The organism is Chryseobacterium sp. ZHDP1, from assembly GCF_018603435.1.
Taxonomy (GTDB): Bacteria; Bacteroidota; Bacteroidia; order Flavobacteriales; family Weeksellaceae; genus Chryseobacterium; species Chryseobacterium indicum.
Window position 1 is genome coordinate 1,735,635 of record NZ_CP075682.1, and the last position, 23,533, is coordinate 1,759,167.

25 protein-coding genes are annotated in these 23,533 nt (G+C 32.6%); 21 read left to right on the forward strand and 4 right to left on the reverse strand.

Annotation, left to right across the window (positions count from 1 at the left end; all coding sequences use genetic code 11):
- Nucleotides 1-123: 123 nt before the first annotated feature.
- From KKI44_RS07880 to KKI44_RS07925, 10 genes are all read left to right on the forward strand, one after another.
- A complete protein-coding gene (locus tag KKI44_RS07880; RefSeq protein WP_002977346.1) occupies nt 124-858 on the forward strand; it encodes a hypothetical protein in 735 nt (244 codons plus the stop codon).
- Between the two features lie 442 nt (nt 859-1,300).
- Complete coding sequence (locus KKI44_RS07885) at nt 1,301-2,734, forward strand: transglutaminase family protein (RefSeq protein WP_214590572.1); 1,434 nt, start codon at nt 1,301-1,303, stop codon at nt 2,732-2,734.
- Between the two features lie 10 nt (nt 2,735-2,744).
- Nucleotides 2,745-3,851, forward strand: a complete 1,107-nt coding sequence (locus KKI44_RS07890; protein WP_002977343.1) for a hypothetical protein — start codon at nt 2,745-2,747, stop codon at nt 3,849-3,851.
- A gap of 8 nt (nt 3,852-3,859) precedes the next feature.
- Nucleotides 3,860-4,975, forward strand: coding sequence for an RHS repeat-associated core domain-containing protein (locus KKI44_RS07895; protein ID WP_002977342.1), 1,116 nt, complete (start codon nt 3,860-3,862; stop codon nt 4,973-4,975).
- A gap of 10 nt (nt 4,976-4,985) precedes the next feature.
- Complete coding sequence (locus KKI44_RS07900; RefSeq protein WP_002977341.1) at nt 4,986-5,354, forward strand: hypothetical protein; 369 nt, start codon at nt 4,986-4,988, stop codon at nt 5,352-5,354.
- A gap of 48 nt (nt 5,355-5,402) precedes the next feature.
- Complete coding sequence (locus tag KKI44_RS07905; protein WP_027383739.1) at nt 5,403-5,747, forward strand: hypothetical protein; 345 nt, start codon at nt 5,403-5,405, stop codon at nt 5,745-5,747.
- Nucleotides 5,748-5,751: 4 nt separating this feature from the next.
- Nucleotides 5,752-6,102 (forward strand): hypothetical protein, encoded by a 351-nt coding sequence (locus KKI44_RS07910; RefSeq protein ID WP_002977339.1) that lies wholly within the window; start codon nt 5,752-5,754, stop codon nt 6,100-6,102.
- Between the two features lie 24 nt (nt 6,103-6,126).
- Nucleotides 6,127-6,477 (forward strand): hypothetical protein, encoded by a 351-nt coding sequence (locus KKI44_RS07915; protein ID WP_002977338.1) that lies wholly within the window; start codon nt 6,127-6,129, stop codon nt 6,475-6,477.
- Between the two features lie 45 nt (nt 6,478-6,522).
- Nucleotides 6,523-7,077, forward strand: coding sequence for a hypothetical protein (locus KKI44_RS07920; protein ID WP_002977337.1), 555 nt, complete (start codon nt 6,523-6,525; stop codon nt 7,075-7,077).
- 28 nt (nt 7,078-7,105) lie between these two features.
- Entirely contained in the window at nt 7,106-7,255 is a 150-nt protein-coding gene (locus KKI44_RS07925; RefSeq protein WP_002977336.1) for a hypothetical protein, read from the forward strand.
- 31 nt (nt 7,256-7,286) lie between these two features.
- Here KKI44_RS07925 and KKI44_RS07930 read toward each other — a convergent pair whose 3' ends face one another.
- The gene (locus KKI44_RS07930) at nt 7,287-7,547 is read right to left on the reverse strand and encodes a helix-turn-helix domain-containing protein (protein ID WP_002977335.1); all 261 of its coding nucleotides are present in this window, start codon (nt 7,545-7,547) and stop codon (nt 7,287-7,289) included.
- A 642-nt stretch (nt 7,548-8,189) separates the two neighbouring features.
- Between KKI44_RS07930 and KKI44_RS07935 the strand changes: the two genes are divergently transcribed.
- Genes KKI44_RS07935 through KKI44_RS07945 form a run of 3 tightly spaced genes read left to right on the forward strand, consistent with a single transcriptional unit; the run spans nt 8,190 to nt 15,074 of the window.
- On the forward strand, nt 8,190-11,198 hold the full coding sequence (locus tag KKI44_RS07935) for a SusC/RagA family TonB-linked outer membrane protein (protein WP_002977334.1): 3,009 nt from the start codon (nt 8,190-8,192) through the stop codon (nt 11,196-11,198).
- A 10-nt stretch (nt 11,199-11,208) separates the two neighbouring features.
- Complete coding sequence (locus KKI44_RS07940) at nt 11,209-12,582, forward strand: RagB/SusD family nutrient uptake outer membrane protein (protein WP_027383741.1); 1,374 nt, start codon at nt 11,209-11,211, stop codon at nt 12,580-12,582.
- Nucleotides 12,582-15,074 (forward strand): alpha/beta hydrolase family protein, encoded by a 2,493-nt coding sequence (locus KKI44_RS07945; protein WP_002977332.1) that lies wholly within the window; start codon nt 12,582-12,584, stop codon nt 15,072-15,074. Before KKI44_RS07940 ends, KKI44_RS07945 begins: the two co-directional genes overlap by 1 nt.
- A gap of 10 nt (nt 15,075-15,084) precedes the next feature.
- Here KKI44_RS07945 and KKI44_RS07950 read toward each other — a convergent pair whose 3' ends face one another.
- The 3 genes from KKI44_RS07950 to KKI44_RS07960 all read right to left on the reverse strand — a co-directional run bounded on the left by KKI44_RS07950 (nt 15,085) and on the right by KKI44_RS07960 (nt 17,249).
- Nucleotides 15,085-15,354, reverse strand: a complete 270-nt coding sequence (locus KKI44_RS07950; RefSeq protein ID WP_002977331.1) for a DUF6520 family protein — start codon at nt 15,352-15,354, stop codon at nt 15,085-15,087.
- 28 nt (nt 15,355-15,382) lie between these two features.
- A complete protein-coding gene (locus KKI44_RS07955; protein WP_228457751.1) occupies nt 15,383-16,807 on the reverse strand; it encodes a MauE/DoxX family redox-associated membrane protein in 1,425 nt (474 codons plus the stop codon).
- Between the two features lie 241 nt (nt 16,808-17,048).
- A complete protein-coding gene (locus tag KKI44_RS07960; protein WP_002977329.1) occupies nt 17,049-17,249 on the reverse strand; it encodes a hypothetical protein in 201 nt (66 codons plus the stop codon).
- Between the two features lie 343 nt (nt 17,250-17,592).
- Between KKI44_RS07960 and KKI44_RS07965 the strand changes: the two genes are divergently transcribed.
- The 8 genes from KKI44_RS07965 (at nt 17,593) to KKI44_RS08000 (ending at nt 23,528) form a co-directional block, all read left to right on the forward strand.
- Nucleotides 17,593-19,242, forward strand: coding sequence for a helix-turn-helix domain-containing protein (locus KKI44_RS07965; protein ID WP_164720332.1), 1,650 nt, complete (start codon nt 17,593-17,595; stop codon nt 19,240-19,242).
- 142 nt (nt 19,243-19,384) lie between these two features.
- Nucleotides 19,385-19,759 (forward strand): hypothetical protein, encoded by a 375-nt coding sequence (locus KKI44_RS07970; protein WP_002977327.1) that lies wholly within the window; start codon nt 19,385-19,387, stop codon nt 19,757-19,759.
- Nucleotides 19,756-21,195, forward strand: a complete 1,440-nt coding sequence (locus KKI44_RS07975) for a relaxase/mobilization nuclease domain-containing protein (RefSeq protein WP_002977326.1) — start codon at nt 19,756-19,758, stop codon at nt 21,193-21,195. The genes KKI44_RS07970 and KKI44_RS07975 overlap by 4 nt, the downstream gene beginning before the upstream one ends.
- Entirely contained in the window at nt 21,192-21,827 is a 636-nt protein-coding gene (locus KKI44_RS07980) for a ParA family protein (RefSeq protein ID WP_002977325.1), read from the forward strand. Before KKI44_RS07975 ends, KKI44_RS07980 begins: the two co-directional genes overlap by 4 nt.
- A complete protein-coding gene (locus tag KKI44_RS07985; protein ID WP_002977324.1) occupies nt 21,815-22,201 on the forward strand; it encodes a hypothetical protein in 387 nt (128 codons plus the stop codon). Before KKI44_RS07980 ends, KKI44_RS07985 begins: the two co-directional genes overlap by 13 nt.
- Before the next feature lie 6 nt (nt 22,202-22,207).
- Complete coding sequence (locus KKI44_RS07990; protein ID WP_002977323.1) at nt 22,208-22,744, forward strand: hypothetical protein; 537 nt, start codon at nt 22,208-22,210, stop codon at nt 22,742-22,744.
- A gap of 139 nt (nt 22,745-22,883) precedes the next feature.
- Nucleotides 22,884-23,219: a DUF4134 domain-containing protein gene (locus tag KKI44_RS07995; RefSeq protein ID WP_002977322.1), complete on the forward strand. Its 336-nt coding sequence runs from the start codon at nt 22,884-22,886 to the stop codon at nt 23,217-23,219.
- Between the two features lie 3 nt (nt 23,220-23,222).
- On the forward strand, nt 23,223-23,528 hold the full coding sequence (locus KKI44_RS08000) for a DUF4133 domain-containing protein (protein WP_002977321.1): 306 nt from the start codon (nt 23,223-23,225) through the stop codon (nt 23,526-23,528).
- The last annotated feature ends 5 nt before the right edge of the window (nt 23,529-23,533 follow it).

Here is a 23,533-nt window from a genome sequence, read left to right on the forward strand (position 1 = left end):
TTCTCAAAATAGAGAAATTTTCATATCCAAATTACGAACTAACTTAATGTTATTAAAATTAAAATATTTCTACTTTTAAACTAATAAATTACAAATACAAAACAATTTTAAAACGAAATAAACATGAACAGACAAAGATTAATCCGAAAATTAAGAATTATTAATCATAAGTTGAATAAAAAATACATTCCAGTAGAGGATAAGCCGTTTGTGAAAATTGCCGAATTAACAGCTATATTGCCTGCACTTGGATTATTTTATTTGTGGCATTATTTTGATTTATTAGGAATTAGCTACTATCGATATTTCAATCTGTCGGACGCAATTGCTGTACTATATGAAAACCTAATGTTAATGATTTTAATTGGAGTGTTATTCTCACCAGGAATCGTCTGTTTGTTGCTGACTGACTTAAAGTCAAGAAGCAAAGGTTTATCAATAATTACATTAATTGTAATTATCGTATTATTAATTTGTGGTTTCGGTGTACTAATCAATATGTACAAATTTGCTACGCCAGTAAATATTGTTTTTATAACAATTATCACTATTTCCAGCTATGTTTACTTTTTTGAAAGTCGAAATCTTGGATTTTGGATGCATTTAGCATTCGCATTTATCTATATGTACGCAACCGCTGCACAGGAAGCAAAGTATATATTAAAAGAAAAACCAAAATTTACAATATACTTAAAGCAACACTCGGAGCAACCAATTCTTACGGAGGAAAGTAGTACAAGGTTCTATCTTTATAAGACTTCTAATTACTATTTTATAAAAGATGAAAAAGAAAATAAAATATTTGGATATTCAATATCAACTCAGGAAGAAACAGTTGTTGTACCACTAACCAGATAGTATTAATGTAATTGTCAGTCCTTCGGATTTTTTTGATCCACTTAAGACTTTGCTCCATGAAGTATTCTTAATATATTTGTGGTAAACAAAAAATAAAAAAAGTATAAGAATAAATAAATCTTAAATACATATAAAAACATTGCGTTAAGCAGTTATTTTCTAAACTCAAATACTGGTACTATAAGAATTCTAAGAAAATGTAACTGCAAGATTCGCCCTTCTGGGGCGTGTTTTGCTGCATTTCTTAGAGGGATTATACCAGTATCCTGAGTTTAGAGTGTCAGTTAATTCACGCTCTTTTTTTATGCCCAAAAACTACAACCAAAAACTAAAAATATAATGAAAATCCCTGAAGTAATATTGGACGGAATCACCGTAATACTACGGTATCAATTTAAAATGACATCCAGTAATATTGCAATAAAAAAACAAAACACAAATTATGCGAAACAGTACAATTTCTATTATACTGCTGTATTTTAGTACAGGATTATCCGCTCAGATTCCAAATCTGCCGACAGGACCAAGTGCATCGACTTCCCCAATTCAAAATTATTCTGAAATATCTTTCAGAAACAATTCTACGTCAAAAAATACGGTATCCATTCCCTCAGTTAATAATTCTTCAAGAAAGTCAGAAATTGAAAGAAGAAACTGGGAAATGCAGCAAAACGATTTTAAAATCGTAGAGAAAGAAAATCGAGAGAAAGAGCAAAAACAGTTTGAACAAAAAGTAAATAATCTAGAAATTTCCGGTTATAATCTGCCATCACTATCAGCTAATTCAGGAACTAACTTCTATTATGATGCCTTGTCTCAACTTAATAATTTAGATCAAAGCAATTATTCATTAGCTGAAGCGAATTTCATTGTTGAAAATGCTTATTCTGAAAGGAAGCTACACTATTCTAATTTCAAAGCCAACATTTCAAAAATAGCTTCTCAGGTTTTGCAAAAAATGAAATCCGGAAAGGTGACCCCAGTCGATAATACTCTGAAAAACATTGCTTTGTTTAAGCATTTCTCAAAGAATTACAAATATGATTTTGATGATTTTATGGGAAAGAAAGAATGGAACAAAATGTTTGTTTCCAAATTACTAAAAACAGGAAAAGGACAATGTCACTCAATGCCTCTACTTTATTTGATGGTAGCAGAATCAATCGGGGCAGATGCTTCATTGGCTATGGCTCCCAATCATACGTATATCCGTTTCAAAGACGATGATAATCAATGGGAGAATATAGAATTGACTAATGGAATCCTTAGTACAAATGCTATGATTTTAGAATCCGGTTACATTGGCTCCGAAGCCTTACTGAATGATGTCTATATGAATAGTTTAAGTAAAAAACAGCTTATGTCATTGTTATATGCAGACTTAGCCAATGGCTATATTCATAAGTACGGAATGGATGAATTTGTCGGAAAAGCATTGGATAAATCTCTTGAACTTTATCCCAATAATATGTATGCTAATTTACTTAAATCAATGTATCAGCAGGCGCGATTTGAATATGTAGCAGCAGAATTAGGAATTCAAAATGTAGAAAATCCTGCAGAACTTGAAAATATAAAATATTTCCCGAAAGGTCTGGAACTTTTAAAAGAAACAAAGATGCAGTTCAACAATATCGACCAGCTCGGATTCAAATTTATGCCAGATGGAGCTTATTCAGAATGGTTGAGCAATATGAACCGTGAAGCCAACAAACAAAGGAGCGAAGAGCTTGCCGAGAAAATTCGTCTTACCAATTTAGAAAAACAGAGAAAAAAGAAGGAAGAAGAACAAAAGAAATTGGAGGAAGAGCGTAGAAAAGCAAAAGAGAAAAAAAGAGAGGAGGAAAAAAATAAACCTAAACCTCTTCTAACATAAAAACATCAAGATGAAAAATCAATATTTTAGAAAATCAATGCAATTTGCTTTGCTTGTAATAGTCTCAATGGTTATTACTGTCAAAGCTCAGCGTAATCAATTTTACGAGGAGGCCTATGCACACATTGACAATATGCTAAGTGGCAAGGAAAAGTATAGTTTTAAGAAAGCTGTCTTAAGTGTTGAGCAGTCTTATTACCAGGGAAAGATTGACACGATAGCGATTAATAATGAACTCAAATTCCTGAAATCATTTGCAGAGCAAATAGTTAAAAGCAGAGAACTGACCTATCAGGGAAATGATAAAGATAAAGTCAGCAAATATGCGGCTCTTTACTCGATCATCTGCCAACCGATACCAGTGATTGTGAAAGACTCTACCATTCAATACAAACCTTTCTCTTACGATTTTACCGACGTCTTTGGTCACGATGATTTACCCAATCTCTTTGTTTCCAAATTACTTGCAACAAAAAAAGGAAATTGCAACTCGATGCCCTATTTGTACAAAATCCTTGCTGAAGAATTGGGAGTTGATGCCAATCTGGCTTTAGCCCCTAATCACGTCTACATCAAGCATAATGTAAAGTCTTTAGGATGGTTTAATACCGAATTGACGAGTGGAATTTTCCCTGAAGATGGTTGGTTAATGGCATCTGGATATATCCATCTGGACGCCATCAGAAACGGTATGTTTATGAAAGCTTTGGATAACAAAGAAAGTTTAGCATTATGCCTATTTGATCTAGCACAAGCTTACAACAGAAGCTTTCCTTCCAACGATGGCGAATTTCTCCTAAAAGTCCTCAATAAAGCTCTCGAAGTTTATCCAAATTTCGCAAAAGCACGCATTCTAAAAGCTGAAACGTATAAAGCCAGATTTCAAAAATTAATGGATAGACAAGATCTAAAGAGTGGGTCTTCAAATAATATCAAACTGGCTTTAGAAAATCCGAAAGCAAAAGAAATATATGATCTGATGGTTCAGGAATACAGTACGCTTTACAAGCTTGGTTACAGACAAATGCCTGAAGGAATGTATTTGGATTGGCTTGTATCTCTGAAAACAGAAAGAAATAAATATGAAAATAAAAAATTAAAAAACAACTTCAAATAACCACGAAAATGAAAAAACTATTTTATGTATTCTTTTTGATAATCGCAGTTTTTCTCAATGCTCAAGTAGAAAAGAATGTTTCAAACAATCCTGAAAAGATTTACGTAAATCCCGTAAAACTTACCAAAGAAGAAAGATTGCGTCCTTATATGGACGAAGTTCTAAAAACGAGGGATACTTTAACACCAGCCGAAGCAGAGCGGAGAAGACAAAACATTGAAGCAGGAAATCCTTTTAAGAAATATGGCTTCTATCCTAAAATTGCTACATTAAGCAAAGGTAAATATTTAGAAGCTCACGACTTAGACAGTATTGTAAGCATTGGATCAGTCCGTTACAATGCAAGAACCAATGAAATTGTTGAATTATTAGATATCAACATAGAAAATGCTGACTCACAACCATATCTTGATACTGCAGGTCGCTGGTTTTCTCCTGATCCACTAAGCGAAGAATACAGACGTTGGTCACCATATAACTACGCAATGAACAATCCATTGCGATTTATTGATCCGGATGGAAGGTCTACCGAAGATGCAGTTGAAGAATCAGAACAATGTTGTCTTTTTGGTATAAGTGGATTAGTGAGATTTATGCCAATCTTTGAAGGTGGCTCAAATGTGAGGCCTAATCCTGTTGTTGAAACAATGACAAAAACTAGTGAAGCAACTACAAAATCTCAGGAACATTTTAACAGAGGTAGGCAGATGGAACCAGAGCAAATAAACAGAATGAATGAAGAAGGACAAAATGTTACAAAGAATACTAAAAATTTTGAAGCAACAGATTCGAAAACAGGTAAAACAGGAGGAACGAGACCTGATGGATTCACCAAAGAAGGAAATCCTGTGGAAATAAAAAATGTAAAAAATCAATCTCTTACAAGACAATTAAGATTTCAGGACAATTTAGTTGATGGAAAAAGGCTAATTTTGAGGATAAACAAGGATGCAAATTTATCAAATCCTTTAAAAGATTCAGGGATTGAAATTCAACCTTATAACCTAACAGGACCAGCTCCTGCAAAAACAGATAACATTAGAGTAAATAACAACCCAGCTCCAAAAATTAAACCTGTCCCAGTAAAAAAAGATCCTTGTGCAGGAATACCAGGTTGTATTTAATTAAAATATTATGGAAGACAAATATATTACAGGCATAAAACAAGTTGTCAAAACTGCTCAAGCATTTTTAAATGAATTTAAAGAGTTTGCTCCATTTGGTTTAATATTTAAAAATAATGAATGGATTGATCTTGGCGCATATGACGAAAACCTTACATCGGATCAAATGAAAAATTTTTTAATTAGTACTATTATAGAAGATTTTAATGAGGGTAACACTGAGTTTGGAGCAGTTTGCGTAGATGCTAAAATTAAAGAAATCGGCGATGTTATTATTATTTACAATACATCAAATGGTAAGGATTGGTTTGAATTAGTTTATAAGTATTATCTCGAAGGAAAGTCGGTTAAAATTATCGAAGAAAATATCGAGTATTAATCCCAATGACATTATTGAAAATGTCTTATAATATTTTTGACTAAAAGATTGGAAATAAGCAGAACAGAAATAGAAGAGAAATTTTTACAACATTCAGTTCAACACGGAGTACTTTATGTAAACGGAGATTATAAAAAAGCAAATAAACTTCACAAAGAATTACATAACCTTTATAACCATGCAAAGGAGCAACGTGAAGAAGAGCTTTTTAGTGAAATGTTGGATAATCCTGACGAATATGTAAAATTGTGGGCGGCCATTTTTACTTTAAAATCAAAACCTGATATAGCTGAGAACATCCTAAAAAAATTATCTACAAATTCGAAAGTAAAAATGACAGCCTCTGCGACTCTTCATTTGTGGAAAGAAGGAAAATTAGAACTATTATTATGAGATTATGAAGAAAATAGTAGACATTGAAACTGCATTAAAAATGTTTGAGGAGGCTTCAATTATTCAAGTAGAATCTACAGAAAATGGTAATTTTAAAGTAGGAAATAAAAATTACGAGAAGGTAATGAATGCAGCTTCATTTCTTAAAAACCAAAATTCAATAGAAAGTTTATTTCAGTTTTTAAACCATCAGCATAAAGGTCCGCGATTATGGTCTGCCTGTTATATCTTACATCTTGATGAAAAGAAAGCGGTCAAAGTTTTAAAAGAAATAATAAAGCAATCGGGAATAATTGGTTCAACAGCTGAAATTACTTTAGACGAGTGGAAAAAAGGAAATCTAACATTTATATAAAATAATTATAGAATCTCAAAAAGAATGGATACTCAAGATTATTTACAAGACCAATTGAAAATTTGTGAAAAGAATTCTCAAATTTCTGATGTAGTAGAGTTAAATACCGTAATTGCATTGGGTCGAAATTTTAATCCCAACATTCAAATAAATGGACTTAGACATCCCCGAACAAAAGGTTTAACTGGTTGGTATATTTGGTCAGGTGAGTTTTCTTATGCAGATGATTTTTTTCAGCCTTCTCACGCCTATCATTTGTTGGAAGATGCTTCTTTTATAATTCAATATCTCGGGCTTCCGGCTGGTAATCGTTTTTTAATAGATAGTAACGGCTACGAGGATATTTGGTATGATGAAAGTTTGTTGGATGTATAATCTTATAACTTTTAATTAATTTCAATCATCAACAATAAAATAACTATGAAAACAAAACTTCTTTTCTTGCTACTAATACAAATTATATTTGTTAGCTGTCAAAAAAAGGTTACTGATTTTAAGCTCGTAAGCTATGATATAAAATCAAACAACGAACTGTCCATTAGTGCTTATACCACTTTGGACAAAGATGGAGTTCTAAATGTTTATCTTGATAGAGAAAGAGATAAAGTATATTATCAATATAAATTAAGCCAGAGTGAACTTGATGAAATCAATAGCTTATCAGATAAAAATTTGGATAAATATGTAATAAAAAAAGCGCTGGATGCAAATCAAGGTTATGCAGGCAGTAGAAATTACTTAAGTTTTAAGGTAAATGGAAAGGAAGACAAAATATGTTTTATTTTACCTTTTATGGATTCTGATTTTAAGAAGGTAATAGATTCGCTGGAAGACAAAATTTATTTGCAGGACGAATCTCAAAGAACTGAAGCATCTCCTATAGATTTCAAAAAAGTAGAAAAAGAAATCATTACACAGAACCAAATTGATAATTATCTTCCAAGCAAGTCATTACCACCTCCTCCGATGCGATAAATTTCATATATTTACAAAAAGCATAAATATGAAAGCAATAAAAATCTACAGTATTGTAGCAACATTGGTAATAGTTGGACTTTCAGTCTGGGTTTACTCAACTAAAAAAGAATTAAAAGAAACAGAAGAAGTTCTTGATCAATGCTCTGATCGGTATTATCAGGAAATTAATAAGTAAAAGAAATCCTAACAAATTAGTTAGGATTTTTTTATTCGTCAATCTTATATTTATTAATATCGAAATCAAAGTCAAAAAGTTCTTTTGGGGTAATACCAAAAGCTGATGACATTTTCAACATCGTTTCTATAGTTGGATTGCCCTTTCCATTTTCAAATTTATTGTAATTGCTTGAATCGAAATTTGAATTCTGCGCAACCTCATCCATTGAGTTATATTTTGTAGCTCGAATCTTTTTCAAATTTTCTGAAAACTCAAGCATAAATAATCTTAAGACTTCTTTGCTATCCATAAATAATGTATTTATGGGCAATTTTGGATTTTTGATTTGAAAATTCGTGGTAATATATTACCATACAATAAATAAAATTACTATATTTGTAAAATAAGTTACAGAATATGTAATTTTGCGATACTTCAAAGAATAATAGAAGCTATTGCTTAGAATCTCAATTCGAAAACTGGTAATTTTAGTATACGAGACGATAAGCAGGAAGCTCACGACCTAGGCGTGGGCTCTCTTATCTGTATACAAGGTATACCATTACCCCGAATTGGATAATGTAGAGTTCCACGCCGTCTTTTTCCAATGCTGTTCGCTTTTCTACTTCTAAGCACCTTCCAAAAATAGTATCAGATTATATGATACAATGAGGTGTACAACTCATTGCGGCTTTTAAAGCTTTCTCGGGACACAATTTCATTCATATTAAATGGCTTTTAGGTGCCTTGCGGTTAACTAACGACTATCCCCTATCCAAAAGGCACTAAGAAAGTTTTGTTTTCAAATACCTGAATCCAGAAGTAATAATAACTAAAAAATGAAATAAAAAATAATCCTTATAAATAAGAAAGCCCTTCCCTATTCAGTTTGCAGACTTCAGGAAAGAGCTAGGTTTATCAAGGAGTTTAATCAAAAAACCCATACAAAACTATGAAAAAATCCTATTCTAAAATAGGAAGCATTGGTATTGTCTTTTTGTTAACTGCATTATGCAGTAATGCAAAAGCACAAACCAAGACAGTGACCGGAACAGTTACTGTCGGCGAGAATCAGACACCACTTTCTGGAGTCAATGTATCTCAGGAAGGCAGTGATCAAGTTACACAGACCAATTCGAAAGGATTTTACATCTTACAAATAAACGGTGAAAATCCCATCATAATTTTCCGACATCCTGAGTATGCAGAAAAAAGAATTACCGTAAATGGTAAAGCTGTTATTAATCTTTCATTAGATCAGAAAGTACAGGGCATTGAAGAAGTTGTTGTCAATGCCGGATATTATAAAGTAAAAGAGAAAGAAAGTACCGGTAGTATTGCAAAAGTTTCAGCGAAGGATATAGAAAATCAGCCTGTGACTAATGTTCTATCTAGTGTTCAGGGACGACTTGCGGGTGTTACTATCACTCAAAATTCAGGAGTTCCCGGAGGTGGTTATGATATTCAAATAAGAGGTAGAAACAGTTTAAGAAACAAGGACAACAGCACAATTGATGGAAATCAGCCACTTTATGTGATCGATGGTGTTCCGATGGGTGGAGAAATGACATCACTCTATTCGACTGTTATTCTACCCGGAAGAAGTCTTAATCCTCTCAACAGCATCAATCCAAACGACATTGAAAAAATTGAAATTTTAAAAGATGCTGATGCAACAGCAATATATGGCTCCCGTGGTGCTAATGGTGTTGTTTTGGTAACTACTAAAAGAGGAAAGTCAAAACGACTGAATTTAAATTTTAATACATCCTATGGATTAAGTACAGTGATTTCTAATCTCAATTTGATTAATACATCAGAATATTTATCTATGAGAAAAAAAGCATTTGAAAATGATGGAATCAGTACTTATCCTGCAACGGCTTATGATATCAATGGAACTTGGAATCAAGATAGATATACAAACTGGCCGGATAAATTAGTTGGGAACACAGCAGCTTTGTCAAACACACAATTATCATTAAATGGCGGTGGAGAAACAACCAATTTTTTATTGAGCCTTTCAAATAATGAGCAGACCACTGTTTTTGGGGAAGACTTTAAATACAAAAGCAAAAACATTTCCAGCCATATCTCGCATCGATCTGCAGACAATAAATTTCAGATGAATATTGCCAATAGTTTTTCAATTCAGAAAAACAATGTCATTAGAACAGATATTACGAGGCAGGCGTACAATTTAGTTCCAAATGCACCTGAGCTTTACAATTCTGAAGGTGGATTAAACTGGCAGAATAATACATTTGCCAATCCTGTGGCAGCCTACAATAGCACCTATACAAATGAAAACAAGCAATTTCTTAATAGTATTACAACACAGTATGAGGTTTATAAAAACTTATTGCTAAAGCTTAATGGTGGATTTAACTACCAGACATTTGAAGAACTTTCGTTACAGCCCAATACAATTTATAATCCGGCTTATGCTGCGGGTCAGTCAAGCGCAACTTCGACAGCATCTAAGAATAATCAGGACAGATTTTCTTTCATCATTGAACCACAAATTAACTGGAATTACCAATCTGAACATCATAAAATCGATGCTTTGGCGGGAGGAACATTTCAAAGAGAGACAAACGAACAAGGGTCAATTGTAGGTGTAGGCTTTGAAAGTAATGCTTTTATAACAAATATCGGTGCTGCAAGAACAAAAACAGTTTCAGACCAAATCACAAATGAATACAGATACGCCGCATTTTTTGGGAGGCTTAATTATCAATATTTAAATAAATATATAATTAATCTGACTGGCAGACGTGATGGAAGCAGTCGCTTTGGTCCAAATAAAAAGTTTGCCAATTTTGCAGCAGTTGGAGGAGCTTGGTTATTTAAAAAAGAAAAATTTGCCGAAAATCTAGAATGGTTAAGTTTTGGAAAGCTTCGCGGAAGTTATGGTACTGCAGGTAGTGACAACATTGGAGACTATCAATATTTAGATACTTATACTGTCTCATCATCATATATCTATAATTCAGTTACAGGATTGATTCCGTCAAGACTCTATAATGGTAACTATAGTTGGGAAAAAACTAAAAAGCTAGAAGTTGCTTTAGAACTTGGGCTCTTCAAAGACCATATTAATATTACGACAGCTTGGTATAGAAATCTTTCTTCAAATCAATTGGTGGGCTACCAGCTGCCTTCAATCACTGGCTTTACAAGTGTATTGGCAAATCTTGATGCTACGGTCGAAAACAAAGGATGGGAATTTGAGTTGGCAGCTCAGCCACTAAAAACAGGGTCTCTTAAATGGGATACTAATTTCAACATTAGTTTTCCAACAAACAAATTAGTTTCATTTCCGGGACTGGAAGGTTCAACGTATGCCAATCAATTTATCATTGGGCAATCTACTTCAATTATCAAATTGTATCAACTTGAAGGTATCGATCCTAAAACAGGAAAATACAGTTTTACTGATTTCAATGGAGATGGAAAGATATCTTCACCTGAAGATAACAAAGTTGCTCAGGACATAAGTGTAAAGTTCTTCGGTGGGTGGTCGAACAGTTTCAGATATAAAAATTGGGACGTTTCATTTTTGTTTCAGTTCGTTAAGCAAAAAAACAGAAATTACAACAGTATTATAACTGTTCCTGGCAGTATGAATAATCAGCCAGTCGAAGTTTTAGATGTCTGGTCAACGGACAACCCTACTGGTACATATATGCCATATACTTCCGGAGTAAACACGCTTCACACTTTTTTTCAAAACAGTACAGCATCAGTGTCGGACGCATCATTTATCAGATTAAAAAATGTACAATTGGGATATCAGATTCCATTAAAAAACAGCGTCTTCAGAAATGTCAAAATATACATTCAAGGACAAAATCTTCTCACGGTAACCAAATATTTTGGTGTTGATCCTGAGTTTTTAGCACTGGGCTATCTGCCACCTCTGAAAACATACTCTTTTGGGTTACAGTTCAATCTTTAAAAAATTTGAAATGAAAACAATTACAAACATTACTATATTATTATTCTCACTATTACTACTCAATCTGATTTCTTGTGAAGAGATGCTGGAAGTTGATGTACCGGAAAATCAAATTGATAAAAACAATGTTTTTCAGGACACTCAAACAGCAAATTCCGCATTATCGGCATTATATTCGAGTTTACGAGATAATTCTCTACTGGCAGGTGATAAGATGGGATTATTTTTGAGCAATTATACAGATGATCTCACTTGTTATGCAACTACCGCAACAAATGGAATCTATGAAATTTCACAAAATCAACTCATTTCCAGCAATGCTGCAGTTTATTCACTGTGGTCAAATACATATCAACAAATCTATTTCTCCAATTCTATCTTAGAAGGTCTTGAAAAATCATCAGGAATTTCAAACACAGACAAAAGAAGAATGAAAGGTGAAGCATTACTGATACGCTGTATTTTATATTTCTATTTACAGCAAATATATGGAGATATTCCTTATTTAACTACAACTGATTACACTGCTAACAACACCTCATCAAAATTGAGTTCTGATGATGTTCTTGTTCGACTTGAAAACGATTTGAACGAATGTTATATATTATTAGCAGACGAATACAGTAACTCCGAAAGAATTTTTGTCAATCGTAAAGTTGCAGAACTGATGATGGCAAAGGTATATTTTGCAGAGCAGAGACCAGCCGATGCGGAAGCTAAATTAAAATCAATAGCTCAAAGTTCTCTTTATACTTTCGAAACTGACATTGCTAAAGTCTTTCAAAAGTCAGGAAAACATATTTTGTGGCAATTAAAACCTAAAAATTCAGGAGATGCAACAAAAGAGGCAAGTTTATATTATTTCACAGGTGCAGCACCTTCGAGCTACGCACTATCGACATCTCTTATGTCCTCCTTTGCATCATCGGATTTCAGAAAATCGAACTGGATGGCAGTAATTACTGTGGGCGCAAACACTTGGTATAGAGCCGATAAATATAAAAATCGCTCAAATAATACCACAGAGTACTCCATTGTTTTCAGGCTTGAAGAAGTTTACCTACTATTATCCGAAAGCTTGGCAAAACAAAACAAACTCAATGAAGCACTGCTATATTTAAATGCTACAAGACAACGTGCTGGACTTTCGGCGGTAACTTCAGGCATTTCACAGTCTGATTTAATTACTGAAATCGCAAGTGAGAACCGTAGAGAATTCTTTACAGAGATGGGGCATCGTTTCTTTGATCTCAAAAGGAATAACAATTTAAATTCTCTTATTTCCTCAAAACCTAATTGGCAGACTAATCATCAACTGTGGCCAATTCCTCAAAAAGATCTTGAACTAAATTCAAATTTAAATCCCCAAAATCCAGGTTACTAATGAGATCATTTAAAAATATAATAATTTTACTGTTACTTGTAGGGATTTCTTTTTGTCAAGGTCAAACGTTGAGAGGCACATTAGAAAAAAAAATGGCTCAGCAATATCGAATAAAAATTCTTGCGATGTCTCCAAAGGGAAACTGGGTTATAGCAGGAAAACATTATGATATTAACAAAGATACTATTGAAATTTTTTCAACAAAGAATAAAATTCAAAAACCTCATCTGTTAACGAAAACCTTAGATATTCCAATTTTTTTACAAGAAGAAGCTGTGGTAGCATTGGCAAAAGATAAAGCTGTCTTAGTTAGTCTGAATGATAGAAGACAGAAGGTTTTTGACAATATTAAAAGAGTTTTTGCGTCTTCAGACACAGGAACTTTTGCATTACTAAACACTGCCGATAAATTGTCTGTCTATAATAACAAAGGGGCATCATACTACGAAATAGATAGTGTAGTCAATATTACGAAAGATAATGTAAGTAAAATTTTTGTCGTAAGAAAGGGTGAAAATAAATACGAAATCTACGACACTTCTTCCCAAAATAAAAAAAAGATCTACGAGAGCCCTGTGCTTATCAAGAGAATTGAAATAAGTGATTCAAAGAAAACACTTTATATAATTGAACAAAACAGTACTGATAAAACGGAAAGTTTAGTTTTATTAGATATCAAATCTGGCAATATCTCAAAACCAATTTTACAAGATATAGATACTGGAGATTACATTGTAGTTAGTGAAATGAATGAAGAAGGAAAGTATTTTGTAAATGGCCAAACGAAGATACCAAAAAACAAAAATGTCGAAATATGGTATGGAAATGATGGTGATTTAAGCAAGCATGACACTGGTTTTGATCCAATTGACAAATATTGGATAATTACAAACAATAATCATGTAAGCGCAATTGATAATAAAGATTCGAAAAAGATTTTTTTATCTGGCAGTGATAAATATCTTTTCGCTTTTAAAAGAGGAAAACTTCAAAATTATACAGTAGATAATCAAAATATTGATTTACAGATTTTAGATACTCAGAATAATACAGCCAAACCCTTTGATATTGTAAAAAGTGCATATTTCACTCTATCCAAAGATGGAGAATTTAGTATTTACAGAGACTTGCAGGATAAATGGGTGTTATGTAATCTTTCTACGATGAAAAAAGGATATATTCAAGATCACAGTCTGCAAAATCCTGTTTTTAGTAAAGACGCGTCATTAATTTACTTTGATTCTCAAAAAGGTATTTTCGTTTATAATATTCAGAAGGATAGACTGATCAAAATTAGCGAAAATCTAAGTAAAAAAGTTAAAATTTTGAATAAAGAGAGTCTACCATTAATTGGGAGCTATTTCAAGATTTACAGATCGTACCTAAAGAATGATAATTCAGTTTTAATAAAAGTCAGAGATGACGAAGAAAACAAAACGTCATATTATACCATTGTAAATAAAGATTTAAAATCAATAATAAAATCCTCAGAAAATTATATTAGAGATTTCTACTACAACAGAAACGCAAATTTTTTTGCTTATACATTAGAAAATTACAACAAACCGATGTCTTTATATTACGTTGATGATCATAAAAAAGAACCAATAATTCTTTTAACCAATGAAAATCGAGATGCTGCAGTAAAGAATCTTAAAATTGAAATAATAAATTATATTAATTCGGATTATCAGAAGTTGAAGGGTATTTTATATTACCCAACTAACTTTGAGCCTAAAAAAAAATATCCTATGATTGTAAGAATTTATCAAATTCAGAATGATTCGGCAAATCAATATGATATTATAGGCTATAATAATCCTGCTTCTTTTGATTTGAGAACTTTACTTGACCAAGGCTATTTCGTTTATTTACCCGATATTGTATTTGGTCCAAAAGGAACAGGTCTTTCAGCATTAGACTGCGTCAATAAAGCATTGGATACAATTCAGAACAGACCGTATATTGATCAGTCGAAAATCGGATTAACAGGGCATTCCCATGGGGGATATGAGACAAACTTTATTGCTACACATTCAAACCGTTTTGCAGCGTATTTATCTGGTGCTGGTAATAGTGATATTGTACGTTCCTATTTTTCTTACAATTATAATTTCCACAGCCCATTTTACTGGCAATATGAAAATGGACAATATGAATTGAAATTTCCTTTCAGTGAAAACAAAAAATTGTACTTTGACAACAACCCCATTTATAATGTTGAGAAAGTGAATGCGCCCATTCTTTTATGGGCTGGTAAAAAAGACGAAAACATAAAATGGGATCAGGTCATGGAATTTTATATTGGGTTAAAAAGGAATAATAAAGATGTTATAGCTCTGTTTTATCCAAATCAGGGGCATAATCCAAGTTTTAATTCAGAGGATAGAAAAGATCTTTATTATCGAACATTAGAATGGTGGGATTATTTTTTAAAAGATAAAACAAACATAGATTGGATTAACAAACAAATGAAAAAGGATGCTTTATAGCATCCCTTTTTTACTGCAGTCTGAAAAGTTCCTCTCCGCACATTGTCGGGTTGTCCGAAATTTTCTCGTGCAAAGACGAACTGCTGTCGCCCGACCAAACACATGGGGCTGTGCCCACTGTGTTACACTGTTGTTGTGCGTTTAGACATTCGCCAGTAACGGCATCAATTCTGTAAGCGTCAACAATTGCTTTTGCTGAATTGCTTTTTGCAGCACTAGTTGCAAATGCTGCGCCTGTGCCAAGTAATACTGTGACTACAGGAATCATTAATTTTTTCATATTAAAGAAATTTGAATTATTGCCTACTCTATTTTAGGTTTTCGGCATTCCCCTTTTCATATAAATTAAGAATCAGTCTAGTAAACTTGTATCTTTTCAATTCTTTGTCAATTAAAACAAAAAGATACATGTCGGTTGCATACATCTGTGTTAGCGCTTTATCATCCTTTTTAGGAATATAAAAGCTTCCTACATATTCCTGTCGGTCAATCCTGTAGATATCAATGATTGAATTTTTCTTCCATGCTTTCTTAGACTCATACTTGCCAATAAGCTTTGATTCCACAAAAAGGAGGTTTTGATTAGTTGTAGGATTTTGATTGTTTTTTAAACTTGGAACATTCATTTTATGTCGACCGTCTGGAATTTTAACCACATTAAATCTAGCTCGGCTTATGGTGTCAATTGTTTTTAAGCGAGATTTCAATTCAAGATCCTCATCCATGATCATATATTCATTTCTGTAATTATATATGTATATAAGATTTTTAAAATTTTGGTTGAGCAACAATTTTCCGTCACTGTCAAATACTCCGTCAATTTGTTTTTGAAGAATATCTGGATTCAATACAACTTTTGGATTTCGATTTAAATCAAGGCTACCCAAAGTGTATTGCTGTGTACTTTTACTCTGCGTTCTTAGTGCAAATCTAGCCGAATCTAAAACGGATAATTGAGTAAAGTATGCGTTCTGATAACTTATTGTTTCTGCATATTGGTCACCAATTTTACCTCTGTAAATTATTGGGACACTTCCATCGTAAAGAAAATAATCGTTTTTAAAGGTCTGAAGCCATAGATTTTTAAAGGAATAGTCTTTCTCATCCAGCTCTATCCTTTGTTGGCTTAAATTTGATAAATCATAATTAATTTCAGAAAATAATAATGGAGCTGTTATATTTCCAAGATATATTTTTTTACTATCTGAGCCTGCAATATAGTATGAATCCAGCTTTAAATCTATTGATTTATCTTCTAGTACTGGATGTATTAGAAATCTTCTAACAAAATTATTCTCTTTTTTTATAATGTATTCTGAAGAATAAAATAGATAAACAACAAGAGAAGTACTCGCGACAAAGACTACAAAAATTTTCACAAAATAGATGATGAATTTTTGTCTATTAATAACCTCAACTAGAATTACGGAAATAAAAGAAAGTAAAATACATCCAAGATTAAATAATAGATGTTCTGTCCAATCCATTTTCTCAAGTATCCCGCCGCAAGAACAGGGAACAAAGTCGCTAAAATTTAGGATAAGATAAATATAGATTGTAAAGGCTATCATAATTCCCATAGAGCTATAAAGCCCAATTAATCGAAATTTGGGAACTATAAGAGTAACTACAATAAGAAGCTCAACAATTATTGTTGCATAAGAAATAAATCCAGCATAAGCACTTAAAAGTGGTGATTGTGCGATCTGAACCTGGAAATTTCCAAAATCCATTATTTTGCTTGCGCTAGCGTAGCAGAATAAAAGAATAAAAAAACAGGCCGTTATTAGCGGCACTTGAAGGAAGACTGATTTTTTCATGGCTAAAAAATTTATTAAAAAACTTTAAAATCAAAATCTGCCCTTTCATTATTATCTTCTTCGTCAATTTTTGAAAGATTTCCCTATACCCGATCTAACGTCGTTGGCTGGATATTATATTTTTGAGGTATAGGGAATCTTTATATCATTTCATTTAGTGTTTCCAATCTTGACCATCCTTTACAGGGGGATCTTTTTCTAATTCAATTTTCATTCTAGTTGAATCAGATGTTTTATTACTTTCCTTTGCAACTCTAGATAGTGCAAAATCATTATCTACTTGCTCATCAACTTGTCTGCAACTTTGCGCACATAAACCCACAATAAGAATTAAAAATGGGATAACTTTTTTCATAATAGTAAAATTTATTAAGGATTATCCCGGCCGGTTTTTCTCAGAATTCTTGGAGTCAAAGGTATTGTCGAAAAGACCGTCCAAACAAGCATATGTGGGTGTGCTTTACAAAGCACGACGTCGTGTTTTATAAAGCACGACAACAAAAAACAATGAAACCGCTTCATTATCAATTGTTTTTAATAATAATTAAATATCTTAATAGAATATTGGGAAAAGCCCTGTTTTATGGAGATTTTACATAAATTTGGCGGTTCTTAATTGAAGCCTACTAACCATGCTTAAAGGATTTTCATTCATTTTGATATTATTCCCCTTTTTTCTGCTGTTAAATGCGCAGAAGATGAGCGAATATGAGATTATCCGAAAAAATTATGAGAATCTTCCTAAAAATGATAAAAGAGCAATTCCTTATGTAAAGACTTATATTCAAAAATCGAAAAATGAAAATGATTTTGAACATTTAACCCAAGGATATCGGGATGCCGTTTTCTTTACTAAAAATGAAAAGCAAAAATTAGTATATTCCGATAGTATGATCTATGCCGCTTTAAAATCACGAGATAAAGATTTGATAGGTTTAGCTTATTTGGGAAAAGGGATTATCTATTACTTTAACTATAAAAAATTTGATCCGGCTTTAGATGAATATTTAAAAGCTTATAACTATTTAAAAAATACTAAAGACGAGTATTTGAAATATAAGGTCGTCTATCATATGGGAGTCGTCAAAAGCTACCTAGGCTATTATTCAGAATCTAAAGAAAATTTCGAAGAATGCATTAAATTTTTTAATAATGAATCAGTTAAACAACTTCATCCAAATGAAGTTTTCAATAATAAAAGGGGATATTTTAACTCTCTTCACCAGTTAATAATCTGTCAGAGAAATCTAAAAAATTTTGCTGCTGCTGATAGTTTAATAAATGTTGGGCTAAAAGAAATTGAGGGGATTGATGAATTTTCTTTGGAAAAGAGTTATTTTTTAAAGTGCAAAGGCATTTCAGCATATAACCGTCAAAATTATAAGCATGCAATCGATATCTTAAATAAATCTTTACCAAAAATATTGAAGGTAGATGATTTTGCGACTGCATCATTAATTTACTCTTACTTAGGAAAGAGCTACTATCATTCTGATAAGGAAAAAGCACTCCATTATTTTGAGATGGTAGATTCAATTTTCGTTCATAAAAATTTTGTTTTACCGGAGACACGTGATAGCTACGAAATTTTAATAAACCATTTTAATAACCTGAACAACACAAAGAAAGAGCTGTACTACACTAAACAGCTCTTATCAGTTGACAGCTTATTAGGAAAAGAGTTTTACTATTTGACCTCAAGAATTCACAAAGAATACGACACGAAGCGATTGTTAGATAACAAAGAAGCTTTAGAGAAGAGAAATCTTCTCACTTCCTTAATGGTAATATTTTTTATATGTCTTTCGCTGCTTTTTATCACACTATACATTTTTAAATATAGGAAGAATAAGAAGATCATGCTGAATTACAGGATACTGCAGATAAAGCTTGACAATCGTCAGCTTGAAAAAATGCTACATCAACATAGTCCCGATACCATTTACGAGGATGAGAAGACATCGATAATTAGTAAGGAGATTTACCAAGATTTACTATTAAAAATAAAATCATTTGAGGATAGACAAGAATATACTCAAATAGGATTAACATTAAATCAGTTGGCGGCTCAATTCAATACTAATACAACATATTTATCAACTTTTATCAACGAATCAAAAGGCGTTAATTTTAAAAATTACCTAAACAATCTTAGAATTGATTACATTACCAATCTAATGAATACTGATAAAAATTACTTGAAATACACAATTGAAGCATTAGCTGAAAAATGCGGTATAGCATCCCGTCAGAATTTTTCAGATCTTTTTTATGAAATTAATGGGATGCGTCCAACAGATTTTATCAAAAAAAAGAAAGAAGAGCAAAAAAATAATAACGGTAAATAGAAATCGAAAATACTAATCTATAATTTTCAAGTGAATTTTACATAATTTTGATGATCTAATCAGGAGAAGAATCTTCTCGTTTGCAAATTGAAATGTGCGAATCCTAATTAGGATTGCCTTAACTATTTTAAAAAATTGCCAAATGAAAGATTTAAAAACCTCAGGCAGATCAAAGACTGCACGAATTACTTTAAGGCTACATGACGAAGTAAAAGAAAAATGGCTGAATCACTGTAATAAATACAACCTTCATCTTTCCGATTATATCATTAGCGGCGTCGAAGGAAAGCTACTTGATAATGACAGGAAAGAAATCATGAATTTCATCGAAAATCAGGTTAATTTATTCTCTAAAATTGAGAATAATATCAATCAGATTGCAAAACATATCAACACCAACAAGCACTTACCCACTACCCTTTTATCTGATTATAATTCAAAGCTTGAAATTCTCAACAGTCTGAAAATTGAGCAAAACAGAATAATCAAAAAAATCTATATTGAACTTGCAAAATGATTGTTAAAATATTAAACAAATCATCCAGTGAGTTCAATGGTGTGATTTATAATGACAAGAAAATTGAAAAAGGAAAGGGAGAACTTTTATCAATTAAAAATTTCCCGGCTCATCTTAATCACTCTTCGGGAGCTCCAGACATAAAAAACTATCTGAAAGCAGTTTCCAAAAATAATTCAAGAATAAAAAATCCGCAGTTTCACGCTACAATATCCGCAAAAGGACGCGAATATTCTAAGGAACAATTGGCGCTTACAGCAGATAAATTCATGGATAAAATGGGCTATGGTGAACAACCGTACATTGTTGTTTTTCATAATGATACTGCCAACAACCACATTCATATTGTAAGTACAAGGGTTAATAAAGACAGCTCAAAGCGTATTGAGAGAGATTTCGAAAAATATAAAAGTCAAACTGCTTTACAGGAAACAATTAAAGAGTTGTACGGTACTGACGTACATCAAAATTTAGAAAAATTGATTGATTATAATTATAGTACGTTACATCAGTTTAAGACACTGCTGGAACTTAATGGATACGGCTATTATGAAAAAAATGATAAGTTAAATATTACAAAAAACGGCGCTTTTATCAAAGTTTTAAATGTCAATGATTTAAATTTTTCAAAAAAAAGTTTTGACGAGAAAAGAAAAAAACAGATATTTGCTCTATTCAAAAAATACAAAGAGGTATTTTCCAACTCGGTTTTCAGAGTATCGGATAAAAACCATGCCTCCTACCAATCAGAGCTTCAATACCATCTGAAGAAAAAATTTGGGATTGATGTTGTTCTTTCATTCAAAGATGATAAACAGCCTTTCGGCTATTCCATCATCGACCACAAAACCAATACGATTTACAAAGGCAGTGATATAATGAAAATGAGTGACCTATTCATTATCAGCTCCCAAGTATTAGACAAAAAGATCTTTGACATTCTGGCCAATTCAAATTTGACAATCGAAACGAAGAACGTTTTTAAAAAGCATTTGGAACAAGAGTACAAATGCGAAATCCAGGATTATATGCTTTTTTTGAAACAATCGAAAAAGACAAATTATAATATCTGGAAAGACACACGAAATTCAACAATAGATCACATCCTAAACTTAAGGAAAGTAAGTAATAATTCGCAGGATAAAATAAAGATCGTCAGTTTCTCAAATGAGGCATTCGTCATTAATAAGATTGACAATGTTGTCTTTACCGTAAAAGAATTGGTCGGAGATTACTATTACAACCTTTATTTATCTCAATTACTAAATCCTCAAAATCCAGGACACCAGTCTATTGTCAATGGCGTGCAAGCTGCAGAAGCATCAAGTTTAGAAGAAATGTTAAAACGCACTTCCCTATTTGATATTTCAGCAGCTTCTCCGCCATCAAGCGAAGAACTAGAAAATAGAAGAAGAAAAAAGAAAAAAAAGAGATGATTATTACGTTTGCAAATCAGAAGGGCGGAGTTGGCAAGACCACTTTAGCCATTGCATTTGCCAACTATCTTTCTATGTTTACCGATAAAAAGGTAAATGTCATCGACTTTGATTTTCAGCGTTCATTTTACAGGCAATGGTCAGAAGACAAAGAATTAAAAGCAGATTATCTTTATGAAGTAGAGAAAATTTCGGAAGAAAATATTCATCTCACGCAGAATGAAAAAGTTTTAATGCAGTTAAAGGAAAGTCAGGAGGTTATTCTTTTTGATACCGCCGGAAATATTCAGAATAATTACACGCAGGTATTACAATACAGTGATGCCATAATAATTCCTTATGGATACTCCAGTGTTACAATGATGTCTACAGTACTGTTTCTCAATCTTCTTAAGCTTATCAAAGTCAAGGCAAAAATATATTTCATCAGAAATAATATGCGCAAAGACGACAGCTACGAATTGAAACCTGTAATGGATGCTGAATTCAATACGATAGGGAAAGTAATTGGCGGATCAGTTCTAACCAGAAAATGTATGCTTAGCATCAACACAAAAGGACTGACATATGAACAAAAGTTAGCTGTCAAAGAAACATTCGATGAATTAATTTATCATCTATGGGAATTTTAGACCGCTATACGACCGATGAAGATAAAGAGGAATTAGCAAAGAATCTCAATATTCTGAGTGACGAGGCAGTCTTATCGAAAAAGGGCATTAAACACAAAACAGCAGATGCAGCAAAAAACACTCGGACAAAGAAAAAACCAACCAATCTAACCGAACTTGATGATAAAACCTTATGCATAATTAATGAATTTGTTGACTCTTACAAGAGTAATGACAAAACCAGCAGAATGATAAGGATACAGGATCATCATTACAGAAAGTTGGTGGGCCTTCGTGCTGACGGGATATCTGTAAGCGAATTTGTAAGTTTTGCGGTGCATCTCGCTCTAAAATCTGACGATTATGAAAATTTCTTAAACATTTTAAAAAAGTGAAAATTTATGGGAAAAGTCCTAATGATTACTGGTTTACTATACATTCTATATTATACCGGCATTGCAGTTTATGACTTATTTATAAAAAAACAGATCGTAAATAGAAATGAAAATGATGGCGAATTGATCAGCCTTGAGAACTTTATTGAAGAAACTCCAGGAGAAATAATAAATATTTATGAAGATGACGTAGAGAATTTAAACTTACCAAGTTCCTATGATTATGAAGAGACAGAATTATCCTCCGAAGAAAACGGCGAACCTTTTAACCATCGACGTTTTGAGGAAGAGCGGGAAATTGAAAACTTCTATGGCGACAATCAACAGGGCAAAGATGAAAAAGAAGTGCGTCAATCATTTCTTTCAAATTTAAGTTCAGTGATCGGAAGCAAAAATTCGGAGGCAATACCTCATCAGAAGGAAATAATTCCGTCAGTTATTTCGGATGAGATGTTTCGAAATTTCTTTGAAAAAGCATCAAGACATATCGTTGTCGGCTCTGAAAGCGGTCAGAGTTTTTACAAATCAAGTTTAGTTTTTTAATTACATTCAGTCAATGATACGGAAAACGCCGTATCTGTTTCGATTCCAAAGCACTTTATGGAGCTTTGGAATCTTTTTTTACCAGACGGTTTCAAATGAAACAATTCAATTATTGTTCAATTAAAATTTTAAAAATCAAATGAAAAATAATATTACAAGCATTAATAAACACCATAAAATTAAAAAAGCGCTGTTCTCCGCAATCTTGGTATTATGCACAAATTTACTTTTTGCTCAGACAGGAGGCGCCGGAGCTATATCTTCGGCAACATCGGATATCGAAGAGTACGTTGAGCCAGTCTCAAACTTAGTTCAAATGATAGGTGCGATCGTAGGCATTGTCGGAGGTGTCCGAATTTACAACAAATGGAACAATGGTGACCAAGACGTCAATAAAGAACTGATTGGCTGGGGAGGTGCCTGTATCTTCCTGCTTCTCGTTCCCACAGTAATTCAGGCATTTTTTGGAATATAAGAAATGGAAGAAAAGAGTTTCTTTCTATACAAGGGGCTAAAGAAGCCCCTTGTGTTTAAAGGTCTGAAAGGAAAGTATATCTATTATGCCGGTGGTTCATTTGCCGGCACAATGGTTTTAGGCATCATTCTAAGCAAAGTTATAGGATTCTTTATAGGGATAGTTCTTGCTTTAGGTATTGGTGCAGGATTGATTTGGAATGTCTTCAGATTACAGAAAACCAAAGGTCTTTTTAACAAAACGCTTAACAAAAATGAGATTTTTATGATTCCTGTAAAAATAAAACTGAAGCAGAAGTACAAACGTTAGGAAAT